The organism is Streptacidiphilus sp. MAP5-3 (assembly GCF_041262505.1).
GTDB lineage: Bacteria > Actinomycetota > Actinomycetes > Streptomycetales > Streptomycetaceae > Streptacidiphilus.
In genome coordinates this window covers 280,570-304,227 of record NZ_JBGCCL010000002.1, presented here as the reverse complement: position 1 = coordinate 304,227, position 23,658 = coordinate 280,570, and the positions used below count along the sequence as shown (strand labels likewise).

Annotated in this window: 25 protein-coding genes; 11 read left to right on the top strand and 14 right to left on the bottom strand. The window is 71.1% G+C overall.

The window, feature by feature from the left end:
• Positions 1-12: 12 nt before the first annotated feature.
• The 5 genes from ABH928_RS05065 to ABH928_RS05045 all read right to left on the bottom strand — a co-directional run bounded on the left by ABH928_RS05065 (position 13) and on the right by ABH928_RS05045 (position 5,398).
• On the bottom strand, positions 13-1,599 hold the full coding sequence (locus ABH928_RS05065) for an AMP-binding protein (protein WP_370062434.1): 1,587 nt from the start codon (positions 1,597-1,599) through the stop codon (positions 13-15).
• Between the two features lie 10 nt (positions 1,600-1,609).
• Positions 1,610-2,236, bottom strand: a complete 627-nt coding sequence (locus ABH928_RS05060) for a thermostable hemolysin (RefSeq protein WP_370062432.1) — start codon at positions 2,234-2,236, stop codon at positions 1,610-1,612.
• Between the two features lie 369 nt (positions 2,237-2,605).
• A complete protein-coding gene (locus ABH928_RS05055; RefSeq protein WP_370062430.1) occupies positions 2,606-3,079 on the bottom strand; it encodes a DUF1772 domain-containing protein in 474 nt (157 codons plus the stop codon).
• A 126-nt stretch (positions 3,080-3,205) separates the two neighbouring features.
• Complete coding sequence (locus ABH928_RS05050) at positions 3,206-4,675, bottom strand: DHA2 family efflux MFS transporter permease subunit (RefSeq protein WP_370062428.1); 1,470 nt, start codon at positions 4,673-4,675, stop codon at positions 3,206-3,208.
• 126 nt (positions 4,676-4,801) lie between these two features.
• Complete coding sequence (locus ABH928_RS05045; protein ID WP_370062423.1) at positions 4,802-5,398, bottom strand: TetR/AcrR family transcriptional regulator; 597 nt, start codon at positions 5,396-5,398, stop codon at positions 4,802-4,804.
• Positions 5,399-5,712: 314 nt separating this feature from the next.
• Here ABH928_RS05045 and ABH928_RS05040 point away from each other — a divergent pair, with 314 nt between their 5' ends.
• Positions 5,713-6,372, top strand: coding sequence for a hemerythrin domain-containing protein (locus ABH928_RS05040; RefSeq protein WP_370062421.1), 660 nt, complete (start codon positions 5,713-5,715; stop codon positions 6,370-6,372).
• A 33-nt stretch (positions 6,373-6,405) separates the two neighbouring features.
• Here the strand turns inward: ABH928_RS05040 and ABH928_RS05035 are convergent, their stop codons facing one another.
• Both ABH928_RS05035 and ABH928_RS05030 read right to left on the bottom strand, forming a co-directional pair.
• The gene (locus tag ABH928_RS05035) at positions 6,406-7,041 is read right to left on the bottom strand and encodes a cyclopropane-fatty-acyl-phospholipid synthase family protein (protein ID WP_370062419.1); all 636 of its coding nucleotides are present in this window, start codon (positions 7,039-7,041) and stop codon (positions 6,406-6,408) included.
• A 97-nt stretch (positions 7,042-7,138) separates the two neighbouring features.
• On the bottom strand, positions 7,139-7,705 hold the full coding sequence (locus ABH928_RS05030; protein ID WP_370062417.1) for a YbhB/YbcL family Raf kinase inhibitor-like protein: 567 nt from the start codon (positions 7,703-7,705) through the stop codon (positions 7,139-7,141).
• Positions 7,706-7,764: 59 nt separating this feature from the next.
• Here ABH928_RS05030 and ABH928_RS05025 point away from each other — a divergent pair, with 59 nt between their 5' ends.
• Positions 7,765-8,232 carry a MarR family winged helix-turn-helix transcriptional regulator gene (locus ABH928_RS05025; RefSeq protein ID WP_370062415.1) on the top strand — a complete coding sequence of 156 codons (468 nt, stop codon included), beginning with the start codon at positions 7,765-7,767 and terminating at the stop codon, positions 8,230-8,232.
• 23 nt (positions 8,233-8,255) lie between these two features.
• On the opposite strand, the gene ABH928_RS05020 is transcribed toward ABH928_RS05025, so the two are convergent.
• Positions 8,256-9,074, bottom strand: coding sequence for a class I SAM-dependent methyltransferase (locus tag ABH928_RS05020; RefSeq protein ID WP_370062413.1), 819 nt, complete (start codon positions 9,072-9,074; stop codon positions 8,256-8,258).
• A 153-nt stretch (positions 9,075-9,227) separates the two neighbouring features.
• Between ABH928_RS05020 and ABH928_RS05015 the strand changes: the two genes are divergently transcribed.
• The 3 genes from ABH928_RS05015 (at position 9,228) to ABH928_RS05005 (ending at position 11,126) form a co-directional block, all read left to right on the top strand.
• The gene (locus tag ABH928_RS05015; protein WP_370062411.1) at positions 9,228-9,833 is read left to right on the top strand and encodes a DNA-binding response regulator; all 606 of its coding nucleotides are present in this window, start codon (positions 9,228-9,230) and stop codon (positions 9,831-9,833) included.
• Positions 9,834-9,955: 122 nt separating this feature from the next.
• Positions 9,956-10,180 carry a hypothetical protein gene (locus ABH928_RS05010; RefSeq protein ID WP_370062409.1) on the top strand — a complete coding sequence of 75 codons (225 nt, stop codon included), beginning with the start codon at positions 9,956-9,958 and terminating at the stop codon, positions 10,178-10,180.
• A gap of 109 nt (positions 10,181-10,289) precedes the next feature.
• Positions 10,290-11,126, top strand: coding sequence for a PspA/IM30 family protein (locus ABH928_RS05005; RefSeq protein WP_370062407.1), 837 nt, complete (start codon positions 10,290-10,292; stop codon positions 11,124-11,126).
• On the opposite strand, the gene ABH928_RS05000 is transcribed toward ABH928_RS05005, so the two are convergent.
• Positions 11,114-12,130 (bottom strand): patatin-like phospholipase family protein, encoded by a 1,017-nt coding sequence (locus tag ABH928_RS05000; RefSeq protein ID WP_370062405.1) that lies wholly within the window; start codon positions 12,128-12,130, stop codon positions 11,114-11,116. The genes ABH928_RS05005 and ABH928_RS05000 overlap by 13 nt on opposite strands.
• Positions 12,131-12,370: 240 nt before the next feature.
• Here ABH928_RS05000 and ABH928_RS04995 point away from each other — a divergent pair, with 240 nt between their 5' ends.
• Positions 12,371-12,931: a GNAT family N-acetyltransferase gene (locus tag ABH928_RS04995; RefSeq protein WP_370062403.1), complete on the top strand. Its 561-nt coding sequence runs from the start codon at positions 12,371-12,373 to the stop codon at positions 12,929-12,931.
• 22 nt (positions 12,932-12,953) lie between these two features.
• Here ABH928_RS04995 and ABH928_RS04990 read toward each other — a convergent pair whose 3' ends face one another.
• Positions 12,954-13,322 (bottom strand): VOC family protein, encoded by a 369-nt coding sequence (locus ABH928_RS04990; protein ID WP_370062400.1) that lies wholly within the window; start codon positions 13,320-13,322, stop codon positions 12,954-12,956.
• 63 nt (positions 13,323-13,385) lie between these two features.
• Here ABH928_RS04990 and ABH928_RS04985 point away from each other — a divergent pair, with 63 nt between their 5' ends.
• From ABH928_RS04985 to ABH928_RS04965, 5 genes are all read left to right on the top strand, one after another.
• Entirely contained in the window at positions 13,386-13,844 is a 459-nt protein-coding gene (locus ABH928_RS04985) for a MarR family winged helix-turn-helix transcriptional regulator (RefSeq protein ID WP_370062398.1), read from the top strand.
• Positions 13,845-13,904: 60 nt separating this feature from the next.
• Complete coding sequence (locus tag ABH928_RS04980; RefSeq protein WP_370062396.1) at positions 13,905-16,106, top strand: SpoIIE family protein phosphatase; 2,202 nt, start codon at positions 13,905-13,907, stop codon at positions 16,104-16,106.
• Between the two features lie 81 nt (positions 16,107-16,187).
• The gene (locus ABH928_RS04975) at positions 16,188-16,784 is read left to right on the top strand and encodes a winged helix-turn-helix domain-containing protein (protein ID WP_370062394.1); all 597 of its coding nucleotides are present in this window, start codon (positions 16,188-16,190) and stop codon (positions 16,782-16,784) included.
• Positions 16,724-17,251, top strand: a complete 528-nt coding sequence (locus ABH928_RS04970) for a transposase (RefSeq protein ID WP_370062981.1) — start codon at positions 16,724-16,726, stop codon at positions 17,249-17,251. Before ABH928_RS04975 ends, ABH928_RS04970 begins: the two co-directional genes overlap by 61 nt.
• A 170-nt stretch (positions 17,252-17,421) precedes the next feature.
• Entirely contained in the window at positions 17,422-18,096 is a 675-nt protein-coding gene (locus tag ABH928_RS04965) for an HAD family hydrolase (protein ID WP_370062979.1), read from the top strand.
• Between the two features lie 266 nt (positions 18,097-18,362).
• Here the strand turns inward: ABH928_RS04965 and phoU are convergent, their stop codons facing one another.
• The 4 genes from phoU to ABH928_RS04945 all read right to left on the bottom strand — a co-directional run bounded on the left by phoU (position 18,363) and on the right by ABH928_RS04945 (position 23,486).
• Positions 18,363-19,022 (bottom strand): phosphate signaling complex protein PhoU, encoded by a 660-nt coding sequence (phoU, locus tag ABH928_RS04960; RefSeq protein ID WP_370062392.1) that lies wholly within the window; start codon positions 19,020-19,022, stop codon positions 18,363-18,365.
• A 30-nt stretch (positions 19,023-19,052) separates the two neighbouring features.
• Positions 19,053-19,985 carry a hypothetical protein gene (locus ABH928_RS04955; protein WP_370062390.1) on the bottom strand — a complete coding sequence of 311 codons (933 nt, stop codon included), beginning with the start codon at positions 19,983-19,985 and terminating at the stop codon, positions 19,053-19,055.
• 133 nt (positions 19,986-20,118) lie between these two features.
• Positions 20,119-22,782: a rifamycin-inactivating phosphotransferase gene (gene rph / locus ABH928_RS04950; protein WP_370062388.1), complete on the bottom strand. Its 2,664-nt coding sequence runs from the start codon at positions 22,780-22,782 to the stop codon at positions 20,119-20,121.
• A 56-nt stretch (positions 22,783-22,838) separates the two neighbouring features.
• The gene (locus tag ABH928_RS04945) at positions 22,839-23,486 is read right to left on the bottom strand and encodes a MarC family protein (RefSeq protein WP_370062386.1); all 648 of its coding nucleotides are present in this window, start codon (positions 23,484-23,486) and stop codon (positions 22,839-22,841) included.
• Between the last annotated feature and the right edge of the window lie 172 nt (positions 23,487-23,658).

Here is a 23,658-nt window from a genome sequence, read left to right as displayed (position 1 = left end):
CAAAGGAAATGGTCAGCGGGTTGCGGCGACGGCGAGGTGGGGCTGTACCTGCTCGGTGAAGAGCAGGTCACGGCGGGGCCGACCGGTGACGGTGAAGTAGCGTGCACGCAGTGCGGGCTCGTCGCGCAGCACGATCGTCCGGCTCGGCTGGTCCGTCTCGGCGAGCGCGTGCGCGGAGTACGCGGCGACCTCGGCGTGCACGTGGTCGTCAGCCAGGGTTCCGTCGGTGAGGACGAGCGCCACCAGGTGCTCCAGGCCGTCACCGAAGACCACGGCCTCCCGCACCGCCGGGCAGGAGCGCAGTCGGCCCTCCACCCACTCGGGCGAGATGTTGCGGCCGAAGCCTGTGATGATCATGTTCTTCAGGCGTCCCAGGATGCGCAGCCGTCCGTCCGGGTCGAGCTCCGCCCGGTCGCCGGTGTGCAGCCAGCCGTCGTCGTCCAGCGGGCGGCTGGTCGGGTCCTCGACGGTGTAACCGGCAAAGAGCGAAGGCGACTTGACGAGCAGTTCGCTGTCCTCGCCGATCCGGACCTCGCAGTGCGGCAGCGGCCTGCCGACCGTGCCGGGCACCACGTCGCCGGGGCGGTTCCAGGCGACCACGGAGGTGTTCTCGGACAGGCCGTAGCCCTCCAGGACCTCGATGCCCAGCGCCGCGAGCGACTCCAGCGCCTCGGTGGCGACGGGGGCGCCGCCCGCCATGAGCAGCGGCGCGGTCGACGCGCCGAACAGCTCCTGGACCGGATCGCGTCCGGCCGCGACAGCCTGCGCCGCGACCTTCGCCAGCGCGGAGACGACCACCGGCGGCAGCACCGCCGCGCTCAGCCCCATCACGCGCAGCCATTGCAGGGCGTCCTCCACCCGCGACCCGGCCGTGCCGAGCAGCGCGGCCTCCGGTGCGAGCAGACGCAGCGTGCCGCCGACCGCGATCGGCATGTAGACGGCGGCGACCTGCTCGATCAGCAGGCTGAACGGCACCATGGAGAGGTAGCGGTCGAGCGCGCCTGCGGGCAGCATGCCGTGCAGCGACTCCTGCAGCGCCTCGATCCCGGAGCGGCGGATCAGCACGCCCTTGGGCGTGCCGGTGGTGCCGGAGGTGTGGATGATCTTCACCACGTCGGCGGCGCGACCCTGCAGCGGCTCGCCGACGAGGGTGACCGGTCTCTCGACGTCCGCACTGTCGTCCGCACTGTCGTCCGCGCTGTCGTCGGCGCTGTCGTCGGTGATGTGCAGCAGCACCCGGTCGGCGTCCAGGCCCCACTCGGCGAGGCGCCGTGCGCCCTGCTCGTCCACCAGGCACACCGACGTACCGGCGAGCAGCGAACCGGCCTGTTCGGCGGAGAAGGCCAGCGGGACCGGCACCTCGACCGCCTCGGCGGCCAGCAGCGCCAGGTCGGCGACGACCCACTCCGGGGTGTTGCCCGCGACCAGGCCGACCGGCGTGCCCGGGGCGACCCACCGGCGCAGCCGGGCGGCGAACCGGTCCCGGGCGGCGCGGATCTCGCCGTAGGTACGGGAACTGACGACCCGTCCGTCCATCGGGTCGGCGACCTCGACCAGCGGCCGGTCCTGCCAGGCCGGGTTGGTCAACCCTGCTTCCACGCTCCGCATCTCACGCCCTCCCCGCGGTGCCGGCCAGCGGCGACTGCCCCGACAGCAGGGACAGCGCGTCCCCCATGTGCTGGTTGATGTCCGTGTACACGGTCACCGGGTCCAGGTTGTAGTAGCGGCCCCAGTCGCCGCGCAGCTCGGCGGGCAGCCGGGCCTCGGTCGCGTGGCAGATCACCTCGGTGCTGATGCCCGAGCGTCGCAGCATCAGGTGCAGCGGCCGGGTGACGGTGAACACCGCCGCCTTGGCGCCCTGGCACCAGCACATCGCCCCGAGCAGCGAGACCAGCCGACCACCGGCACCGACGGTGCTGGAGGCGAGCGGTCCGACCTCGACGATCTGCGACCGGGACAGCTCCTCGCCCGCGAAGGGCGCCAGCGCCGTCTCGATCGGGACGTCCAGGTAGTGCTCGGCGAAGAGCGGCCCCTGGTTGGCGAAGGTCAACCCGGCGACCGCGCCGTCGAGTTCGTCGTCGGGGCCGAGGGTACGCGGGTCCTGCTCGCTGAGGATCAGCGCGGCGTCAGGGGCCGGGTCGATCCGGGCGTCGAACTGGTCCTGGTACGTGCGCTGTGCGAGCCGGACACCTGCTCGCCAGGCTCTGGTGTCGCGTCGTGCTACCTCGAGATGCACGGGAGTTCCCTTCCTGAGCGTGGACCTGGCGGACTTGCGGTTGCGCGATGGGGGTTCCGGACCGCGGGCTACGCGGCCGGGGTCGGGGCTTCCCAGGTGAGGGTCAGCCCCGCGTACGGGTAGCGGCTGGGAGCAGATGCACCGCCATGGAATCGCGCTGCGAGCCCTGTCCGGGGAACATCACGAATGTGCGGCGGATCCGGTCTTCCGGATATCTCTCGTCCACGCGCCATAACGTGCCGGTCAGGGCTCGCAGTGGGCTCGAACGGACCTTGAAGTCCGCCTCATGCAGAGGCCCCGGTGCGGGCTGGGAGGAGTCGTGACTCCTCCCAGCCCGCACCGGGGCCGGGGCTGGCTTGTCCGCTCGTCCTACGCGCGGATGGGCGCGATGCAGAGGCCCAGGACGGCGATCAACTGGAGGGCCACCCGCGCGTTGATGACGCGGTCCCAGGTCGCCTGGAGCGCACGGGCGTTGGCGAGGGTCTGGCCCTCGTCCGCGGCGGTGGTCAGCGCCTTGTTGACCGGCGCGCTGATCCTCGCGTACACCACCAGCCACACCACCAGCGCGACCGTGCCGACACCCGCGGCCGCCGCAGCCGCGCCGTGACCGCTCACGCCCGCCACGATCGTGCACGCGAGCGCAGCGATGAGACCCACCGCGCCCGGAGCGGGCATGCGCTTGTCGCCGAACCGGTGGACCTCACCCATGACCTTGGTGAGCATGGCGTCGTCCAGGTTCGCCAGCGCGGACCGCTGGACGAGCGCGCAGAAGAAGTCCGTCCCATAGACGATGCCGTTGGCCAGGATGCCTACAACTGCCAGTACCTGAATGAGCGTCACCATGAGTGACTCCAGCCTTTCTCTCGTGCCCCGCCGGGCCACGACCCGGATTCCCGAAGGATGATCTCGTGTCGGGCGCCCAGCAGATCGGATCAGTTTCGTGAGCAGTGAGGGAACTTCAGTCAGCGCTCAGCTGACGCCGGCGACCGCGTCCGGCTCGGCGGCGCGGGCGACCGGAGCCTCGCCCCCGGCCGGTGCGGACTGCTTGACGCGCCCCCGGACGAAGCACATGGCGATCCCGCCCAGCGCCACGACCGCGGCACCGACCCACAGCGCGGGCACGAGCCCGGCCACGAAGGTCTTGGGCGTGGCGGTGCTGCCCTCAGCGGTGAAGACCGAGGTCAGCACCGCTACCCCGAGCGCGCCGCCGAACTCCCGCAGCGCGTTGTTGGCGCCGGAGGCGATGCCCTGCTCCTCGGTGCGCACCGAGTCCATCAGCACGTTGGCGATGGGGGCGTAGAAGAGGGCCATGCCCACGCCGCCGAGGATCAGAGCCGGGATCTGCTCGCCGTAGGTCACGCCCGCCTTTGAGATGACGGCGTACCAGGCCAGCCCGGCTGCCTGGAAGAAGAGCCCGAGGATGACGATGGGCCGGCCGCCGATCTTGTCGGAGAGCATGCCCGCCACCGGGGCGACCAGGATCGGCATACCGGTCCACGGCAGCATCCGCACACCGGCGCCCAGGGCGTCGTAGCCCTGGACGTTCTGGAGGAACTGGGTCAGCAGGAAGATGGCGCCGAACATGCCCAGAGCCATCAGCAGGCTGGCCGCGTTCACCCCGGCGAAGGAGCGGTTGGCGAAGAGCCGCATCGGCAGCATCGGGTGCTTGACCCGCAACTCCCAGAGCACGAAGGCCAGCACCAGGACCGCGCCGCCGATCAGCGAGGCGAGGATGCCCGTGCTCGTCCAACCGTCGTCGTGGCCGCGGATGATGCCGTAGACCGCGCCGAACAGGCCGAGGCTGATCAGGACCGTGCCGACCACGTCCAGTCGGGCGCTCGGGCCGCGGCTCTCCTTCAGGCGCCATCCGGCCAGCGGCACCAGCAGGATGCCGATCGGCACGTTGGCCCAGAAGATCCACTGCCAGGACATGTGCTCGACGATCGCGCCGCCGATGAGCGGTCCGGTGGCCACCGCGAGGCCGTTGACCGCGCCCCACGCGCCCAGCGCCACGCCACGGAACTTGGCGGGCACGTGCGCGGTGAGCAGGGTCAGCGTCAGCGGCATCACGATCGCCGCGCCGACACCCTGGATCGCGCGGGCGGCGATCAGGGCGTTGATCCCGGTGGTGGAGGCCGCCGCCGCGGAGGCGACCGTGAAAAGCACCAGGCCCCCCATGAACATCTTGCGCCGCCCGAAGCGGTCGCCTGCGGACGCGCCGAGCATCTGCAGCACGGCGAAGGTGAGCGTGTAGGCGTTCACCGTCCATTCGAGCTTGTCGATGCCGCCACCGAGGTGCCGGCCGATCGTCGGCAGGGCGGTGATGACGACCAGGTTGTCCAGCATGGCCATGAAGCCGGCGAGACCGGTCACGATGACCGCCCACACCACCACTCCCCGCCCGACTCCCTGCGACGGGGCGCCAACGGTGTCCGTCATGGACCTTCCTCTTTCTTGGTAGCGACTGATGTCCGGTTCGGCGGACCCGGAGGCGACGTGGAACTGACGTTGGAGCAGCAGGGTGTTCCGGTCCGCGATGAGTTGCTGGTACGCGACTCCAGCGCTCTATCGCTGGGCGAGATCATCGGCGTCCGCACTCAACTGGTCGACGAGAAGCTGGAGTCGGGTCACCTCGTGTCCCGGGCGCAGCCGTCCGCTGTGGGCGAGCGCGACCAGGCCGTGCAACGCACCCCAAAGCAGCTCGGAGAGACTGTCGAGGTCACGGTCTCCCGCCAGGGGGGCGATGGCCTCCCGCAGCTCCGCGAAGGCGGCCACGAGCGGCTCAGGAGTGTCTACCACCCCGAAGTCGAGTCCCACTGGAAGGGTGAACATCGCCTCGTAGACGGTCGGGTTGTCGGTGGCGAACCGCAGGTACGCCTGGGCGAGTTCGCGCAGACCGGCCGCCGGCGTGGCCTCCGTCCGGCAGGCCTCACCGAGCGCTTCGGCGAGCTCGTCGAAGCCCTCCAGCGCGACCGCCTGGACGATGTCCTCCTTGGCCTTGAAGTGCTTGTAGAGCACGGGTTGGCTCCACTCGATCTGCTGCGCCAGGCGCCGGGTGGTGACGGCGCCCCAGCCCTCGGCCTCGGCGAGCTCCCGTGCTGTGGAAATGATCAGTCGTCGGCGCTGGACCTGCTCGCGCTCCCGACGCTCCTGCAGCGACATGACTAGAAAGATAGCCAGGACAGGACTTCTGTCAACACTAGAATTGCTCTTGCTACATCTGCTAGCGTTGACAACATCGCACATGGGCAGGGCAGTCGACCTACCGGAGTGGCGCCGACGATGCAGTACCGCAAGCTGCGCAGCCGTGGCCCGACCGACGCCTTCCAGGGCCGCTCCAGAACCGATCCATCCGACCCGGGCAGACTGCCGCCACCGAAGGCTGCCCGCACGGAAAGAGGGAGCAGATGAGCAGCGGACCCGTGCGTCGTGTGCTCGTCGCCCGCCCCAACCCGACTACAGGAGACGCAGGCCCCATGGCACACCCGCCGTTCACCACCCTCCACCGCAGCCACCAGACGATGCTGCTCGCGCACCGGGCCATGTCGCGGGACCTGGAGTGCCTCGCCCGCGCCGCCGCCGTCCTCGCGGAGCGACCCGACGCCGCGCGGGCCCGCGCCCTCGCCAAGTACGCCGACCAGCTGCTCCACCTGATCGAGCACCACCACACCGGCGAGGACGACGTCCTGTGGCCGGAGCTGGCCAAGCGCGGCGCGGACCCGGAGGCGCTGGAGCTGATGGCCGCCGAGCACGGCGAGCTCGCCGAACTGCTGCAGCAGACCGGTCGTGCCGCGGCCGACCTCACCACCGACCACTCTGCGGCGCTGCGCCTCTCGGCGGCGGCGAGCGACACCCACTCCCTGCTCACCCGGCACGCCGCGGACGAGGAGGACCAGCTGCTCGGCCGCCTCGCCCCCCACCTCACCGACGAGGTCTGGGACGCGCTGCGTAAGCACATGATGAAGACGCAGGCGCCCTGGGCGCTCACCTTCCTGCCGCCGTGGCTGGCCGCCGTCGCCACCCCGGAGGAGCGCAGCGGCGTCCCCGCGCCGCTGATCGCCAAGCTCGGCGGCAGCCGCCTGCGCGCCCTGCGGCGCGCGGCCTTCGGCGAAGAGCTGGCCGCGCAGGCAGCCTGACGAACCGTCAGTATCGCGAGCCGGGTTCGACGCTCACCTCCTCCGACGGGCCTTGACCGTGCTGTCCATCCGCACGGTCGGCCGCCCGTCGGGGGCGTTGTGGGCGCGCTCGTGCTCCGCGCTGACCAGGACCTCCCACTCCCCTTCCACGAGCCGCAGATCGGCCACGACCTCGTCCGGGCTGGGGAAGTGGACGTCGGGGTGGTGGTCGTGCCCGTCCTCCCAGGACGGGAAGCCGCCGTGGCCCTCGATGAGCAGCACGCCACCGGGTGCGACGGCCGCCGTTGCCCGGCGCAGGATCTCCTCGCGCGGGATGTCCACCGTCGAGTGCAGGAACTGGACGCTCACCAGGTCGTACTCCCCCTCCGGGAAGGACGCGGCGAGGTCGTGGCGCTGCCAGTCGATCCGGTCCGCGACCCCCTCGACGGCCGCCTGCGCGGCGCCGCGGTCGAGTGCGGCCCGGGAGATGTCCACCGCGGTGACCGTCCAGCCCTGCCGGGCGAGGTGGATCGCGTCCCCGCCTTCGCCGCACCCCAGGTCCAGGGCGCGCCCCGGCGCGAGGTCCGCCGTCTCCCGGACCATGGCGTCGTTGGGCCGCCCGCTCCAGACCTGCCGGCGCTCGCCGTAGAAGGAATCCCAGAACTGCTCGTTCGTCGTCACATCAGTCATGCGGCGATCGTCCGTCGCCCGCGGCGGGACCGACAAGTCCTGTTGCCGGTTCGGCAAACCCGACCCGCTTTCTTGACCCTCCTGGGCCGGACGGCCCCTACCGGATCTCGTAGGTCCCGTCCAGCCGGGCGCGGCCGAGGACGTGACCCGCGAGGGCGGCGAGCACGTCGTCCAGGCCGAAGCCGTCGGAGAGCTCCAACGCCCGGTCGACGGCGAAGAGTTGGAAGACGTAGGCGTGCGGTCCGTGCGAGCGGACCGGCATCGGTCCGGCCCAGCCGCGGCGGCCGAGCGCGCCCTTGCCGTGGCGAATACCCGGGACCGGGCTGGGGTGGGCGAGGGCGTTGTCGGGGATCCCCTTCAGCGAGGGGTCGATGCCCAGCGCGAGGGCATGGGTGGCGGGCTTGCCCATCGGGACGTCGGGGTCCTGCGCGATGAGCACCAGCTCGACGGTGCCGGCCGGGGGCTGCGTCCACTCCAGCGCGGGTGAGACGTTCGCGCCGAACATCCTGCCGCGGTACGCCTCCGGGATGGGCGCGCCGTGCTCGAAGGCCGGGCTGGTCAGCGTGAAGTTCTCCGGAGCCTGCAGATCGGGGCGCGCCCAGACGAGGGTGTGCTGACCGGCGCGACGGTTGCGCAGGGCGACGCCGAGCGGGTTTGCGGGCATAGCTGCCTCGACTCTTCCTTTAGGTACACGAAAGATCTCTTTAGGTATACTAATCAGCCATGGAGAAGCAGGCAACCGACCAGCAATCCGCCGGGATACCCCTCGGAACGGACGAGCCGGACCTCAGCGGCGCTCTGCGCTCCGCCGTCGGACGCCTCTACCGCCGCTTCCGCAGCGAGCGCCCGGACGGAAGCCTCGGCGACGTGGCGCTGGAAGTGCTCACCCGGCTGCACAAGCACGGCCCGCAGACGCTGACCGAACTCAGCGAACGCGACCGGGTCTCCCCCGCGTCCATGAGCCAGACCGTCAACCGCCTCACCTCCGCCGGATACGCCGTCCGCACCCCCGATCCGGACGACCGCCGCAAGGTCCGCTTCAGCGCCACCGCGGAGGGCGACGCACTCGCGCGCGCCGCACGCGACCAGCGCAACGCCTGGCTGGACCGGCGGTTGCGCGCACTCAGCGCCGAGGACCGCGCGGTGATCGCCCGCGCGGCAGAACTGCTCGGCGGCATCGCCGACTCCTGATCACGGCGGACAGCTAGGCACGCTCACATCCGTCGGACGCGCAGCACCCCGGTCAGCATCGGCAGCGTGAACTCGCCGCGCGCGGTCTCCGGCCTGCTCGCCAGGAACCCGCGGATCCGGCTCAGCAAGGCCTCCCGCTCCTGCTCCGGCATGACCAGCACCCCCGCGCGCGTCGCGAGAGTCGCGACGAGCGAGTCCGCTGTGCGCCGCTGCCCGTGCGGGAACGTCGCCTGCTCCGGCGAGCCGAACCGAGCGGGCCCGCCGCCCGCCTCGGGCACGTGCATCGCCGCCGTCTCGGCACGCCAACTGGCGGGCGTGTCACGCGGACCGATCGCCGCGCCTCCACTGACCCGCGCCAACTCGGCGACCCACTCGACCTGATCGTCCATCACGTTCCACAGCCCGGCCAGGATCCCGCCGGGCTTGAGGACCCGGGCGATCTCCGGTCCCGCGACGGCCATGTCGAACCAGTGCATCGCGTTCCCAGCCAGCACGGCGTCAACGGACCCGTCCGGCAGCGGGATCGACTCCGCACTGCCGGAAAGCGCCCGGACGTTCGGCAGCGCGCGACGCAGCTCCCCCAGCATCGCCGGATCCGGCTCGACCGCGACGACGTCGGCGGCGGCGACGACGGCGGAGTCGGCACCGCCGAGGCCCTTCGCGACCAGCGTCGCCGTCAACTTGCCCGTCCCCGCGCCCAGATCGAGCACGCGCGGGCCGGGAGCGGCCTCCAGCGCCCAACGCACCGCGTCCTGCGCGTAGTCTGGACGGTGCTCGGCATACGCGACGGCCGCGGCACCGAACGACGAGGCGTGCAGCTGCTGTTCATCCCGATCCGCCATGCGCTCACGCTAGCCCTGCCGCGCACGATCGACCCTGCAATACGAGAATGCGACCGAAATGTGCGCGAGTGTTCATGGTCCGCTGACAGAAGATCAACAAGGAGAAGGCACTCTTCCGTCTGGTGCCATCACATGGAAAGACGGTGGAGAGCGTTGATCAGCATCCTGCTCGCTGAGGACATGATTCTGCTTCGGAAGTCACTGGTCTCGCTTCTGAACCTGGAGCACGATCTGGAGGTCGTGGCCGAGACCGCCCGGGGTGACGAGATCCTGCCGCTGGCGCACCGGCACAGACCCGACGTCGCGGTGCTCGGCACCGAACTGCCCGGCGTGGACGGCATCACCGCATGCCGTCAGCTGCACGACCAGCTGCCGTCCTGCCGGACCATGATCCTCACCGACGTCGGCGGACCGGGCAGGCTGCGCCGGGCACTGGCCGCCCACGCCGTCGGCTACATGCTCACCGACTCCGAACCGGCCGTCCTCGCAGGCGCCATCCGCTCCGTCGCCGCAGGCGGACACGCCATCGAGCCCAAACTCGCCCTCGCCGCCCTCGATGCGGGCAGCAGCCCACTCACGCCCCGCGACTTCGAGGTCCTGCGCCTGGCCGCCGACGGCGAGGACGTCAAACAGATCGCCGACCGTCTCTATCTGGCCTCCGGCACCGTCCGCAACTACCTCACCAACATCGTCACCAAACTCAACGCCCGCAACCGCGTCGACGCCGTCCGCATCGCCCAGGAGGCGGGCTGGCTCTGAGACCTGCCGGGTGCGCTGTGCGCTCGCTCCAGCGATCCTCGAGTGCGCCGCCCAAACCTGTGGGCCCTCTGCTCCAGCCCCACATCCTCCCTTCGGGGACTCTGCTACGGACGGTGAGAGCGATGTCGACGACCATCCCCTTCAGACAGGGCGACTTTCGGCAGGGCGACGAGGTCCGGGTCTACCGGGACGGCCCGCTGGCCGCGGTGGAGACCGCGACCGTCGTCCGGATCACCGAGGACGGCGGTGTCCGGCTGCGCTTCCCGACCGACGGGCACGAGGTCACCTGGCGGCACGGCGGGATCGAGCTCGCGACGCGCACCCACACCCCGCACTACATCGCCTGACCACAACAGCCCCAGGAGTCGAGTGGCGTAGCACGGGGGTGAGCGGGAAGAAAGCCAGGAAGGGGCATGCCGTCCCGGAACATGCCGTCCCGGAAGGAGGGTGACGGCCATGGGCCTGGTCCACCGCGTCACCGACATGTTCAAGGTCAAGGCGAACAAGGCCCTCGACCGCGCCGAGGATCCGCGCGAGACCCTCGACTACGCCTACCAGCGGCAGATCCAGCTGCTCCAGCAGGTCAAACGCGGGCTGGCGGACGTCGCGACCAGCCGCAAGCGGATCGAGATGCAGCGCACCCAGCTCGCCGGCTCCGCGACCCGGCTCCAGGGCCAGGCGGAGCAGGCGCTGGCCGTCGGTCGGGAGGACCTGGCCCGCGAGGCGCTGACGCGCCGGTCCGGCGTCCTCGCCGAGGACCAGGACCTGCAGGACCAGCTGGTCAGCCTCCAGCAGGAGGAGGAGAAGCTCACCGCGGCCTCCCGGCAGCTGGAGACCAGGGTCGACGAGTTTCGGACCCGCAAGGAGACGATCAAGGCCTCCTACACCGCGGCCGAGGCCCAGACCAGCATCAGCGAGGCCGCCACCGGCATCTCCGACGGGATGAGCGACGTCGGCGCCGCGGTCCAGCGTGCCCAGGACAAGACCGAACAGATGCAGGCGCGGGCCGGTGCCCTGGACGAGCTGATGGCCTCGGGGGCGCTGGAGGACCCCTCCTCCCCCGTCGCCCACGACGAGCTGCGCGACCAGCTCGACGCGATCACCGCAGGCGGCGAGGTGGAGGCCGAACTGGCCGCGATGAAGGCCGAACTCACCGCGGGCAAGCGAGGCCCTGCCTCGCTGGAGCCCGCCCCGGACGCGCCGGACGCCCCCGCCGAGCCCGGCGAGCGGGATGAGCCGAAGCAGCCGGACCAGCCGGGGCGACCGGACGAGAGCCAGGATCAGCCCGGCTGAGTCTGCAGAAAGGCCTTGCTCGTTCGCAGCGAGGTCTCCAGAACGGTGAGCCGGTGCTGCGGAGCCATCAGGTTCGCGCCCATCGCGGCCAGGTCCTCGGGCCCGGGGACGAGGACGTGCACCCGCGTGCCCATCGACCGCACCTGCCGCGCCTCGCGCAGCAGACGGGAGGTGGAACCCCGGCGCAGTCGGCGTTCCAGCCGGGCGGGGACGCTGCGCGGGTGGTCGCTCTCGCGGGCGCAGGTCGGCGCCAGGACGTACACCTCGTCCAGCTCCTCCCCCGCCAGCAGGTCCAGGTTGGTGTCCGACCAGGCGCAACCGTCCACGTAGCGGCGTCCGCCGATGCGCACCGGCTCGAACCACGCCGGCAGCGCGCACGAGGCGGTCACCGCCGAGGCGAGGTCGGTGGACGGCGCCTCCGGGGTCCCGAACTGCACGCGCATCCCGGTGTCCAGGTCGACGGAGACCACCCGCAGCGCCGGGTTCCCCGGCCAGCGGTCGTCCAGGTGCAGCTGGTGGTACAGCTCCCGTACGCCGCTCAGGCTGCCCCGGCCGGTGGGCGCGGCGGCGGCCAGCACCGTGGCGAACGGCATCCGGTGCGGATGTCCCACCAGGTCGCGCAGTAGCCGCAGCGACCCGACCCCCGGCCGGGGGATGCGGGGCAGCGCGCCGCCGACCCAGGTGTCGTAGTCGACCTGTATTCCCCGCATGGGCCCGGTGCCCGGCACGATGCCGCGCTGGTGGTCCCGCAGGTCGGCCGCGGTGACACCGATCGCGAGCATCGAGCTGACCAGCGACCCCGCCGACGTGCCCACGATGACGTCCGCGTTGCGCGGATCCCACCCGCCGGCCTCCTCCAGCGCGCACAACGCGCCGATCGTCCAGGCGGCGCCCAAGCTCCCGCCCGCCCCCATCACCAGCCCGCGCCGCGGCCCCGCCGACCCACGGCGCGCGCCGGCCGGCGCGTTGTCATCGTCACCCGGATCCGTTGCCCGCACTGCCATGTCCGACCGCCGCCTTCCTCGCGCGTCCGGGGCCGCCTCCGACTCCAGCGTCCATGATCCGCCTCGGCACGGCCAGTTGTGCAGAGTTGAACAGATCGCCCTGCCCGGCCGACCCGGTGACCGACCGTGGCCGATCGGAATCGGAGCGGGTCAAGGCGGGTCTTGAACAGCCAGAACTCATCGCCCCCAGGTCGGTCACGACGTGCGACGGCTCCTGGTCCGTTCGATAGGTTGCCCGCCATGACTGATCTTGGACCTGTCGCCTGGCCCCCTGCCCCGATCAAGACCGAGCGTCTCGTGCTCCGCGCGTCCGAGGCCCGGGACCGAGCGACGTTCGTCGAGCTGCTCGCCTCGCCGGAGGTGGGCACCTACCTCGGTGGCCCCCGGCCGCATGACGAGCTCGAACGCACGCTGCCCGAGGTGCCCGAGAGCCACCCCGGACTTTTCGTGATCGAGCTCGACGGAACAATGATCGGCCAGGTCCTCCTCAGGCGTGCAACCGGGAACGCTCCTTCGGCCGCTGTGGGGAAGGCCGAACTCGGCTACCTGCTCCTGCCGCACGCCTGGGGTCGCGGATACGCCGCCGAGGCCTGCGCGGCGGCACTCGACTGGCTCGACGACGAGCTTCCCGGCGAGCCGGTGGTGCTCTTCACCCAGACCGCCAACGCCCGCTCGATGCGCCTGGCGGCGAAGCTGGGCTTCGCCGAGGTCCAGCGGTACGAGGCGTGGGGAGCCGAACAGTGGATGGGCATGCGGTCCCCGGTGACGGAGTCCGGTAACCGCGGTCTGCGGGGCCGGTGATCGTCCGGCGGCGTTCGGCCTGTCAGGCGCGGTCGTGGAGAGTGACCTGGTAGCCGTCGGGGTCGGCGAAGGTGAAGGTCCGACCGAAGGGGCCGTCGATCGGTGCCGAGACGATGGTGTGACCGTCGGCGACGAGAGCATCGTGAATGGCCTGGACGTCGGTGGCGTGGAGCCAGATCGCGGCACCGATGCCGGGCTGGGCAACGGATGCGAGATCGGTGCCGGGAACGATGTCGCGGAGCGCGAACGCGATCGGCTTGGTCTCGAAGACGACGGCGTGCGGAGGCCCGGCCTGCGAGCGGACGAGCCCGAGGTACTGCTCGTAGAACGCCTGCGAAGCGTCAAGGTCGCGCGCCTGGAGCGAGATGAAGTCGGGGCCGGTGACGGGCATGATGATGCTCCTTCGCTACGTGTCAGATTCCTGACACAGGCCAAGGTATGTCAGAATACTGACATGAGTCAAAACGGTGCCGGCGTCGACCTGGACAAATCACTGGGCTACCTGCTGAAAGAGGCTTCTAGCGCCCTGCGCGCAGCCATGGAGGAGGTGCTGCGGCCACTCGGGATGACCGTGACGCACTACTCCTGCCTCGAGTTGCTGGCTCAACGGCCGGGCTTGTCGAACTCCGAGCTCGCGCGGGGCGCGTTCGTCACACGGCAGTCGATGAACGTGCTACTCCAGGCCCTGGAACGAGAGGGCCAGGTGACCAGGCCTGCGGAGGCGCCCGTCGGCAAGGTTCTTCCCACGCGGCTCACGCCTCGCGGCCGGCAGAAGCTCGAGAAGGCGACCGTTGCGGTCCGGTCCGTCGAGGTCAGAATGCTGGCCGGCATGACCGAGACCGAGCAGTCAGCCGCGTTCCGGAGCCTGCAGAGCATGATCCATTCCCTGCGCGACGGCAACGCCGGTGCATAGCTCGTTCCCGGCGCACCTCGCCGACTTGTTCACCCGTGTGGGCGGGGTCAGGCTGATCTCATGGAGCCCGGGAGCCGAGACAGCGGGCCCGCCGCGGAGAGGCGGCCCACCCTCGGCGTGACCGGGGTCGACCCGCTGCCGGGCATGTTCGCCGGTGCGCCGGTGGTCTTCGCCGCGCTCAGCGGACCGGACCACCTGATCGAGGGAGCCAACCAGGCGTTCTTCGACACGATCGGCAGCGAGCCGGGCGCGGACGTGCTCGGGCGGCGGGTCGCGGACGTCGTGCCCGAGCTGGTGGACCAGGGCCTGCTGTCCCTGCTCGACTCCGTCTACGTCCAAGGCGAGCCGATGGTCATGCACGGCGCCGCCGTACTGCTGGGGCCGGTCGGCAGGCGCCGCCTGCGGTACTTCGACTTCAGCTTCGAACCGCGTCGGGACCAGGACGGACGCGTCCGGGGCGTCGCGTTCCTCGCCGTGGACGTCACCCGGCAGCGCGCGGCCCACAAGCTGGCCGCCGAGCAGCAGGCGCTGCTGGAGCAGATCGCGCGGGACGCGCCGCTGGCGGAGGTGCTGGACGGCATGTGCCGGGCCATCGAGAAGCTCTCACCCGCCGTGCTCAGCTCGGTGCTGCTCCTCGACGAGACCGGAACCCGGCTGCTGCACGGCGCCGCACCGAGCATGCCGGACTTCTACAACGAGGCCATCGACGGCTGCCAGATCGGGCCACGTGAGGGTTCCTGCGGCACCGCCGCCTTCCGCCGCGAGATGGTCGTGGTCAACGACATCGCCACGGATCCGCTCTGGACCGACTACCGGGAGCTGGCCGGGCAGGCCGGACTCGCGGCCTGTTGGTCGTCCCCGATCATGTCCAGTGCGGGAGAGCTGCTCGGCACCTTCGCCATGTACCACCGCACCCCGCGGACGCTGCGCGAGGAGGATCTCGACCTGAGCATCGTCTTCACCCGCACCGCGGCGTTGGCCATCGAGCGCCACCGTACCGAGGTCGCGCGCCACCGGGCGCACGAGCGCGAGCACACGCTCAGTTCCGACCTGGAGTTCGTCCTCCGGACCAGCACCGCGGTCAGCGAGGAGGCCCGCTACCCGCAGAACCTCCAGCGGCTGGCGCAGCTGGCCGTCCCGACCCTCGGGCCGGTGTGCGTGATCGACGTGCTGGAGTCCGGGCGGATCCGACGGGTCGCCGTCGCCCTCGCCCCGGGACTACCCGAAAGGGCCGAAGAGCTGCTGGTGGCCGAGGCGTCGGCGCACGCCGAGGACGGTCCTGTCGGACGCGTGCTGGCGACCGGACGCAGCGAGGTGAGCCGGGCCGCGCCCGGAGCCGGGTGGCGCGAGCTGGGCCTCGCCATCACCGGCCGGATCTGCGTGCCGCTGACCGCGCGCGGGCACACCTTCGGCGCGCTGACCGTGGTCGCGACCGCCGACCGGCCCCTGGGCCCCCGCACGATCGCCCTTGCCGAGGAACTGGCCCGCACCGCTGCGGCGGGTGCCGAAACCACCCGCCAGCACGCCCAGCGGGCTCGGCTGGCCCATGACCTCCAGGCCGGGCTGCTGCTCGCGGCGCTGCCCGACGTCCCCGGAGCGCGGCTGGCCGCCTCCTACCGGCCGGCGGGCGAGGGCCTGGACATCGGCGGCGACTTCTACGACCTCTTCCCGCTGCCCGGGGACCGGTGGGGGCTGGTCATCGGAGACGTCTGCGGGCGTGGAGCCCTGGCGGCGACCACGACCGCGCTGGTCCGCAACACCGCCCGCGCGGTCGCACCGCTGCTGCCGACCCCGGGCGCGGTGGCCGACGCGGTCAACGGCGCCCTGCTGGCCCGACCGGACAGCGACGAGAGCTTCGTGACCCTGATCTACGCCGAACTGCGCCGGGTGCCCGACGGAATCGCCGTGAGCATGGTCCGGGCCGGACACCCTCCTCCGGTGCTGCACCGGGCCGACGGAACCGTGTCCGCACCCAGCCCTCGCGGCGAGCTCCTGGGCGTCTCGCCGGAGCCCGAGCTGGCCATGGAGTCGTTCACCATGCGCAGCGGGGACCACCTCGTCCTGGTGACCGACGGCATCCTCGAGGCCCGCGACCCGGCCGGGACCCTCTTCGGCGAGGATCGGCTCATCACCGCCGTCCGCCCGACCGCCGGTGCCACTGACGCGCAGCAGATCCTCGACGCCCTCACGGACGCCGTCGACAGCTTCACCGGCGGCTTCACGGACGACGACCAGGCGGCGCTGGTCCTGGTCGCCGAATAGCCGCCCGACTACTGAACTTGATTGAGTGATGTCGGTGCCGTTCGCCTGACAGCGGGGTGTCGAAGCCGGTAGCCCTGGGGTGTGAGGTACGCGCAGGGCGGCGGGCTGACCGACGCCGAGAGGACCACGCGGGAACGGTTACGGCTCCAGGCCGTGGAGCGTTTCGAGGCTGGGCAGAAGAACGTGGAGATCGCCGCTGCCCTACGGATCAGCGTGCGGTCGGTCGAACGGTGGCGGCGGGCCTGGCGCGAGGGCGGCGAGGCGGGCGTCCTGTCGAAGGGGTCCCCTGGGAGGCCTCGGCTCAGTGAGGCCCAGATTGCCAGGTTGGAACGGGAGTTGGAGCGTGGTCCGTTGGTTCATGGCTGGGCGGACCAGCGCTGGACGCTGGCGCGGATCAAGACGCTGATCGGCCGGCTGTTCCATGTCTCCTACACGGTTGAGGGCACCTGGCGGCTGCTGAAGCGGCATGGCTGGAGCTGGCAGCAGCCTGCCCGGCGGGCGATCGAGCGCGACGACGCGGCGGTCGAGGTGTGGAAGAAGGCGACCTGGCCGCGGGTAAGAGCATCGCGGCGGAGCGCGGGGCCTGGATCGTCTTTGAGGACGAGGCCGGGCAGTCGATGGCTCCGCCGCGTGCCAGGACCTGGGGCCGGATCGGTCAGACCCCGGTCGTCAGGGTGAGGGGCCGAGGCTCCGGGCGGGTGTCGATGGCGGGCATGGCCTGCTACAAGCCGGGCGAACGGTCCCGGCTGATCTACGCGATCCGCGAGTACCGGGGCCGTAAGGACGAGCCGAAGGGCTTCGGCTGGCGCGACTTCCGTGACCTGATCGTCCGCGCCCGCACCCAGCTCGGCGGACCGATCGTGCTGGTCTGGGACAACCTCCCGCTGCACTCGACGGCCGGCATGCGGGACTTCATCGACGCGAACGCCGAGTGGCTCACCGTCTTTCAGCTGCCCACCTACGCACCCGACCTCAACCCGCAGGAAGGTGTGTGGTCGCTGGTGAAACGCGATATCGGCAACCTCGCCGCCGCGGACCTCACTCAGATCACCCGAGCCGTGAAGCGGCGGCTAAAGAGGATCCAGTACCGTCCGGGACTCGTCGACAGCTGCCTCGCGACCACCGGCCTGACCTTGGAGGGCTGAGGTTGATGGCGATTCTTGAAATCGACCAGCGTGGATCTTGTTCCTCGGTTGGTTCAGGCCTCAAAGATCTGAGGATGCGGGCGGATCGTTCGGGCTGCGAATCTTGACCGTCGTGGGGTTGCGGGCGGCTTGTCGGGGCGGCCAGGATCGGCGGCATGATCAAGGGTGTGATGTTCGACTTCTCCGGAACCCTGTTCCGCGTCGAATCGGCCGCAGAGTGGCTGCGCGCGGTGGTAACGGATGCTGGTCTGGCTGTTCCTGAGGACGAACTCGAGGCGTGCGTCAGCGGGCTGGAAGAGTTCGGGGCGCAGCCCGGCGGGGTGCCGCCCCGCCGAGTTCCGCCCCATCTGGAGCGACTGTGGCGGGAGCGCGATCTGACCGCCGAACGCCACCGGACGGCATTCACGGCCATGACCCGGGAGGCGGGGTGGCCGGCGGCTGACCTGGCCGAAGCCCTGTATGAACGTTCTCAGGTGTCCGGGGCATGGCAGCCGTATCCCGACGCCGAGGCGACCCTCCGCGCTCTGCGCGGGCGAGGCATCCCGGTCGCTGTCGTCAGCAACATCGGCTGGGACATGCGCCCTGTCTTCCGCGACCACGGTGTCGACGACCTCGTGGACGCCTACTTCCTCTCCTTCGAGTGCGGGGTGAAGAAGCCCGACCCCCGGATCTTCCAGATGGCGTGCGAGAAGCTCGGAGTGGCGCCCGGCGATGCACTCATGGTGGGAGACGAGCCCATTGCGGACACCGGCGCTGCCGTGCTGGGGTGCCAGGTCCACCTGGTCGACCCCCTGCCCGTGGATCGGCGTCCGGACGCGCTCGCCAAGGTGCTGCAACTCCTTTGACGCGGCTGGCCGGGGCGACCTCGGTGATGTTGAGGGCCCAGCGACCGGTGAGGGTCAGCGGGGGCCGGACGCGTAGGCCGCGGAGGATGGAGCTGATCTCGGGGACGAGGTCGCTGATGCATCCCCGTGCCCCGGCCATACCGGGAAGACGCCGCCCGGGCCTCCGGCCACCCCGCTGCCGGCCGCGACATCACTCATTCAAGTTCAGTAGCCGACCGACGGCGGGCGGGCCGTTCCAGGGCCGTCAGGGCGCACCCCGGCCGGGCCTACTCCGGCTGGAGGTTGTCGACGTGCGCGCCGGTGACCAGGTAGACGACGCGTTCGGCGACCGAGACGGCGTGGTCGGCGAACCGTTCGTAGAAGCGGCCGGCCAGTGCGACGTCGACGGCGTCCTCGACGCTGTGCTGCCAGCGGTCGTCCAGCAGGCGTCGGAACAGGGCGCGGTGCAGGTCGTCCATCGCGTCGTCGTCCGCGTCGAGTTCGAGCGCCACGATGATCTCGCGGGTGGCGATCACGTCGGCGGCCTTGGCCATCAGGCGCTGTGCGACGTGCCCCATCTCCAGCACGGTGGCATGCAGCTCGTTGGGCACGGCGTGGTCGGGGTAGCGGCGTCGGGCCAGCTTGGCCACGTTCAGGGCCAGGTCGCCGGAGCGCTCCAGTTCGGCGCTGATGCGCAGCGCGGTCACGACGGTGCGCAGCTCGGTGGCGACGGGCTGTTGGCGCGCGAGGACGTCGATCGCCCGTTCCTCCAGGTCACGCTGGAGTGCGTCGAGCCTGTCGTCGGCAGCGATCACGGTCTCGGCGAGCTGGAGGTCCGCGTCGAGGAGTGCGGTGGTGGCGCGGCCGATCGCGGAGGCGGCGAGCCGGGCCATCTGCTCCAGGCCGTCGGTGATCGTGGCGAGTTCCTCGTGGTACGCGTCGCGCATCGTGCTCCCTCTCTGCCGGACTTCCTTCCGCTACTTCAGCAGAAGGAGCGAGGCGAAGCAGGCCGTACTGAGCAGCCAGAGGAAAAGCAGCACCGGCCGCAGCCGTGGCCGGGGCACCGGCAAGGTGCCAGCGGCGGGCGCGGGTGCGCCGTACGCAGGTTGCTGCGGCATCACAGGGAAGGGCTGCGGCGAGCCCTGAGGTTGGCTCCACGGTGCTCCCCCGGCCTGCGGTCCTTCCGGCCCCGGCGCCGCGAGTCCGGAGGGGCCGTAGTCGGGGGCGGGGGCGGGGACGGGGACGGGCGCCGCCGGCGCGTCCCAGGAGGATCCCCAACGCAGGGACGCCGGCGTCCACGTGTAGCTGGCGCCGTCGTCCCCACGCGTTCCGCTCCAGGCCTGGCCATCGAGATCCTGCCGCCAGCGGTGGTGCTGCGCGTCCGTGAGGTGGACGCTGAGATCGGACAGGCGTGGTGCCCCGTCGGTGTGCGGACCGGCGATGTCGATCTCCGACCCGCCCTGGACGTCGACAGGTTCGGCGAGCGCGACGCCGCGCCAGAAGCCCTGCACATCGAGGATCGGGAGACCACTGGGGTTCCGGACGACGACGCTCCAGCCCGTCACGGAGCCCGCGCCCGCGCCCGCACCCGCACCCGCACGCGGCGGGGCGGACCGGAGCCTGATCACCAACTTGTTGAGCTGCCACAGCAGTTCCGCCTCGGCCCGCTCGCGCTCACGCGCGGCGTCCACCTGCTCCCGGAGTCGCCGGCTCTCGGCCTCCGTCGCCGCCGCCTCAAGGCGGTGGCGTTCGGCGTCGCGCTCGGCTTTCCGGCGCTCGGCCTCGGCGCGCTCCCGCCCGCGTGCGGCCTCGTGTGCCTCGGCGGCCCGCTGCCGGTGGTCCGACACGCTGATCCACAGCGCGGACACCGTGCTGAGGATGCCGACCAGTGCCGTTATCTCCGCGATCACGGACCCAGCCTGACGGATGATCACCGGCCGTGTCCACGCGGCCCGGTGGGCGGCGTTCCGGCCAGGACAGCCATGCAGGCCATGCAGGCCATGTCGGCCACGCCGGTTACGTCGGCCACCCCGGCTACGCCGGTCAGGGCAGGATCTCGACGTACCCCCCGCTTCCGTGCACGCGGATCCGCTGTCCGTCCCGGATCAGCCGGGTGGCCTGCTCCACGCCCACGACGGCCGGCAGGCCGTACTCCCGGGCGATCACCGCGCCATGGGTCATCAGCCCACCCACCTCCGTCACCAGGCCCGCGATGCCGACGAACAGCGGGGACCAGCTGGGGTCGGTGAACGGCGTGACGAGGATGTCGCCGGCTTCGAGGTCGGCCTGCGCCATGTCCAGGACGACCCGGGCCCTCCCCTCGACGGTCCCCGCGGAGACCGGCAGGCCGGGCAGAGCGCCGACCGGTACGTCCTCGCGCCGGTACGCCCCGGTCAGCGCCTCGCCGTCCGAGGTGAGGACGCGGGGCGGGGTGAGTGCGTGGTACGAGCGGAACGCGTCCTTGCGCTGCTGAAGGAGCCGGCCGTCGACCCGGCCGGTGCGCACGACGTCGCGGAACTCCTGGAACGTCAGGTAGAAGACATCCTCCCGCTCGGCGAGCAGACCCGCCTGCACGAGGCGCCCGGCCTCCGCCAACAGGGCCTGCTTGTAGACGAAGTACCGGCTGATGATGCCGTACTTGGGATACTCCCGGTACCCGATGAAGGTTCTGACCCGGTCGATCATCCGCTTGGTCTCGTCGGCCTTGCGGTCCCCGTCGGGCAGCAGCCGCAGGCGTGACAGCACGTCACGTTCCTTCTGCTGCGCCTTCTGCCGCCCCTCCTCGAAGCGCCGCTCGGCAGCGCCCGGCCCGAAGTTCCTGACGTTGTCGAGGATCACGGGCACGAGCGTGGTGGGGCGCTCGCGCCAACGCGGCCTGGTGATGTCGATCTCGCCGACGCAGCGCATGCCGTAGAGGTCGAGGTAGACCTCGATGGCCGCGCGCGCTTCGGCCCCGCCCGCGCACGTCTCCAACGTGTCCAGGAAGTGCTCGTCTTGGACGCCCGCATCCTGCACGCCCGCGTCCTGGACGCTCCGCAGGAACGCCCGCACCTCCGGCAGCGGGCGGATCACGTCCGCGACGTCGAGCAGCGCGAGCCCCATCTCCGAGGTGACGTTGCCGGTGGCGGAGAGCGTGAGCGTGTCAGCCGCGTTCTTCTCTCCCAGCCACTCCAGCAGCGAGTCGTTGAGCCACCAGGTGGCCTCCATGCCCGCCATGATCGCCTGCACGCTCAGCGGATCACTGAGTACCCGCTTGTGCTCCTCGAACGCCTCCTGCAGGAAGTCGAACAACGCCGGTCCACTCTTCGTCCTGATCTCACGCTCCAGGGCGGCGACGGACGCCCGGCTGCGCTCGATCAGCCCGGTGACGATGGACGGATCGGTCTCGATCGGCGCGGACGCACCGCCGGCCCGCGGCCCGCCGGGCTGCGCTGCACCGGCCCGCGGCCCGTCCGGAGGGGCGTCCGGGAGCGGCGGGACGAAATCGTCGCGGTCCAGGACGGTCTCCAGCGCGTCCCTGATCAGCGGATCGCTCCTGCCCATCACGTCCAGGAGGGCGGAACGGCTCGCAGCCGCGGCCAGCCGCGAGGTGACGTCGACGAACAGCCTCCCGCCGGCCTCGTGCATCGGCACCATGGCCGTCAGCTGCCACATCGACAGCCCCAGGGGCTTCATGGGATCGGTCATCATCTGCCCGTGACCGACGGAGACATAGACGTGGTTCCCCTGATCTCCGGCCTCGGGGACGGGGATCGGGAACAGCGTCGTGATCGGCCGACTCTGGACGATCCGGAAGCCGTCGTCGACCAAGCACCACTCGATGTCCTGCGGGCGGCCGAAGTGCGCCTCGATCCGGCGCCCGAGCCGCACCAGCTCCACCACCTGCGCATCCGTCAGCGCCGGTTGGCCCTGCCGCTGCGCGTCGATCGCCACTTCGTGGGTGCCACCGCCCGGCAGAGCCTGCACGGCGCGCTGCTTGGCGGCGATGGTCCTGCCGACGATCTCGCCGTCGCGCACCGTGAAGACGTCCGGGTTCACCAGGCCGGAGACCAGGGCCTCGCCGAGGCCGAAGCCGGCGTCCACGGTGGCGACCGTCTGATTGCCCGTGACCGGGTCGGCCGTGAACAGGATGCCCGACGCGTCGGGGACGACCATCTGCTGCACCACCACGGCCATGTGGACCGTGCGGTGGTCGATGCCGTTCCGCTGACGGTAGGTCACGGCCCGCTCGGTGAACAGCGAGGCCCAGCACCGGCTGACGTGTCGGAGGACCGCCGTCGGCCCCACGATGTTCAGGTAGGTGTCCTGCTGCCCGGCGAAGGACGCCGTCGGCAGATCCTCCGCCGTCGCGCTGGACCGGACGGCGTAGGCGGTGTCCTCTCCGTGCCGAGCGAGCGCGCGGATGATCTCCGCCGCGACATCGTCCGGGACGGGAACCCCCTCGACGGTCCGGCGAAGCTCCGCACCGAGCGCGCGGATCGCCTCCTGGTCCACCGGGCTCACCCGCGACAACTGGTCGAGCAGGACGTCGATCGACGGCGCCCCCGCCACGGTCCGGCGGAACGCGTCCGTCGTCACGCAGAAGCCGTCCGGCACGCGGACGCCGCCGAGCCGCGCCAGCCCTCCCAGGTGGGCGCCCTTGCCGCCGACGACCGCGACCTGTGTCTCGTCGACGTCCCGAAGATCCACCATGTACTGCTCAGTCACTGCGACACCTCCGAAGCCCGCCACATCCTGTTTGCCGATCAGTGCGTTTTTGCCGATCAGTGCGTTGCGCCGGACCAGTCGGTGATCGCACGGTCCAGACCCGTCAGGAACAACTCCACGCCCACGGCCGCGAGAAGCAGGCCGAGCAGCCGGGAGCACACTTCGAGGGTGGTCGTGTGCACCTTGCGCAGCAGCCCCGTCGTCGCCACCATGCAGACCGCGTCGATCAGTGCCACGGCCACGAAGGACGCGACCACGCTGCTCCGCCAGCCCCAGTCGCTCCGGTTCAAGGACTCCACCAGGACGGCGGTCACCGCCAAGGGGCTCACCACGTAGGGCAGCAGCAGTTCCCGGAAGCCGGAGACCACCGGATGCATCTCGTCCACCTCGTCCGGGCTGTCCGCGCCGACGTGCACGCCGAGCACGAGACCCACCGCGTAGAGGAAGAAGATGATCCCACCGGCCAGTTCGAGCGACTCGGCGCTGATGTGGAAGAACTCCGTCACGTAGGGCGCCGTCCACGCGCAGAGCGCACCCAACAGGGCCGAGGCCGCCGAGGCGAGCAGTGCCACCCGTCGCGCCACCAGCGTGGTGCGCTCCCGTGCTACGTGGGCGAAGGACAGCATCACCTTGGGCGGCCCCACGACCGCGAAGAAGGTGACGAAGGTGCTGGTGACATTGAGCGGCCCGGTGAGCGAGGACATGCAGTCGATCATCCTCCTCCTCGACCGGCACCCCGTCTCAGGCCACTCGGATCGGACAAAAGCCGGTGTTTCGTGTCACAGCTCTGCGACAGTATCGACCGCCTCGGCCGCATCTCACCCGCAGTGGTCGAACAACCCCGCACCGTGCGAATGCCCAGACGAGACGGGTCCG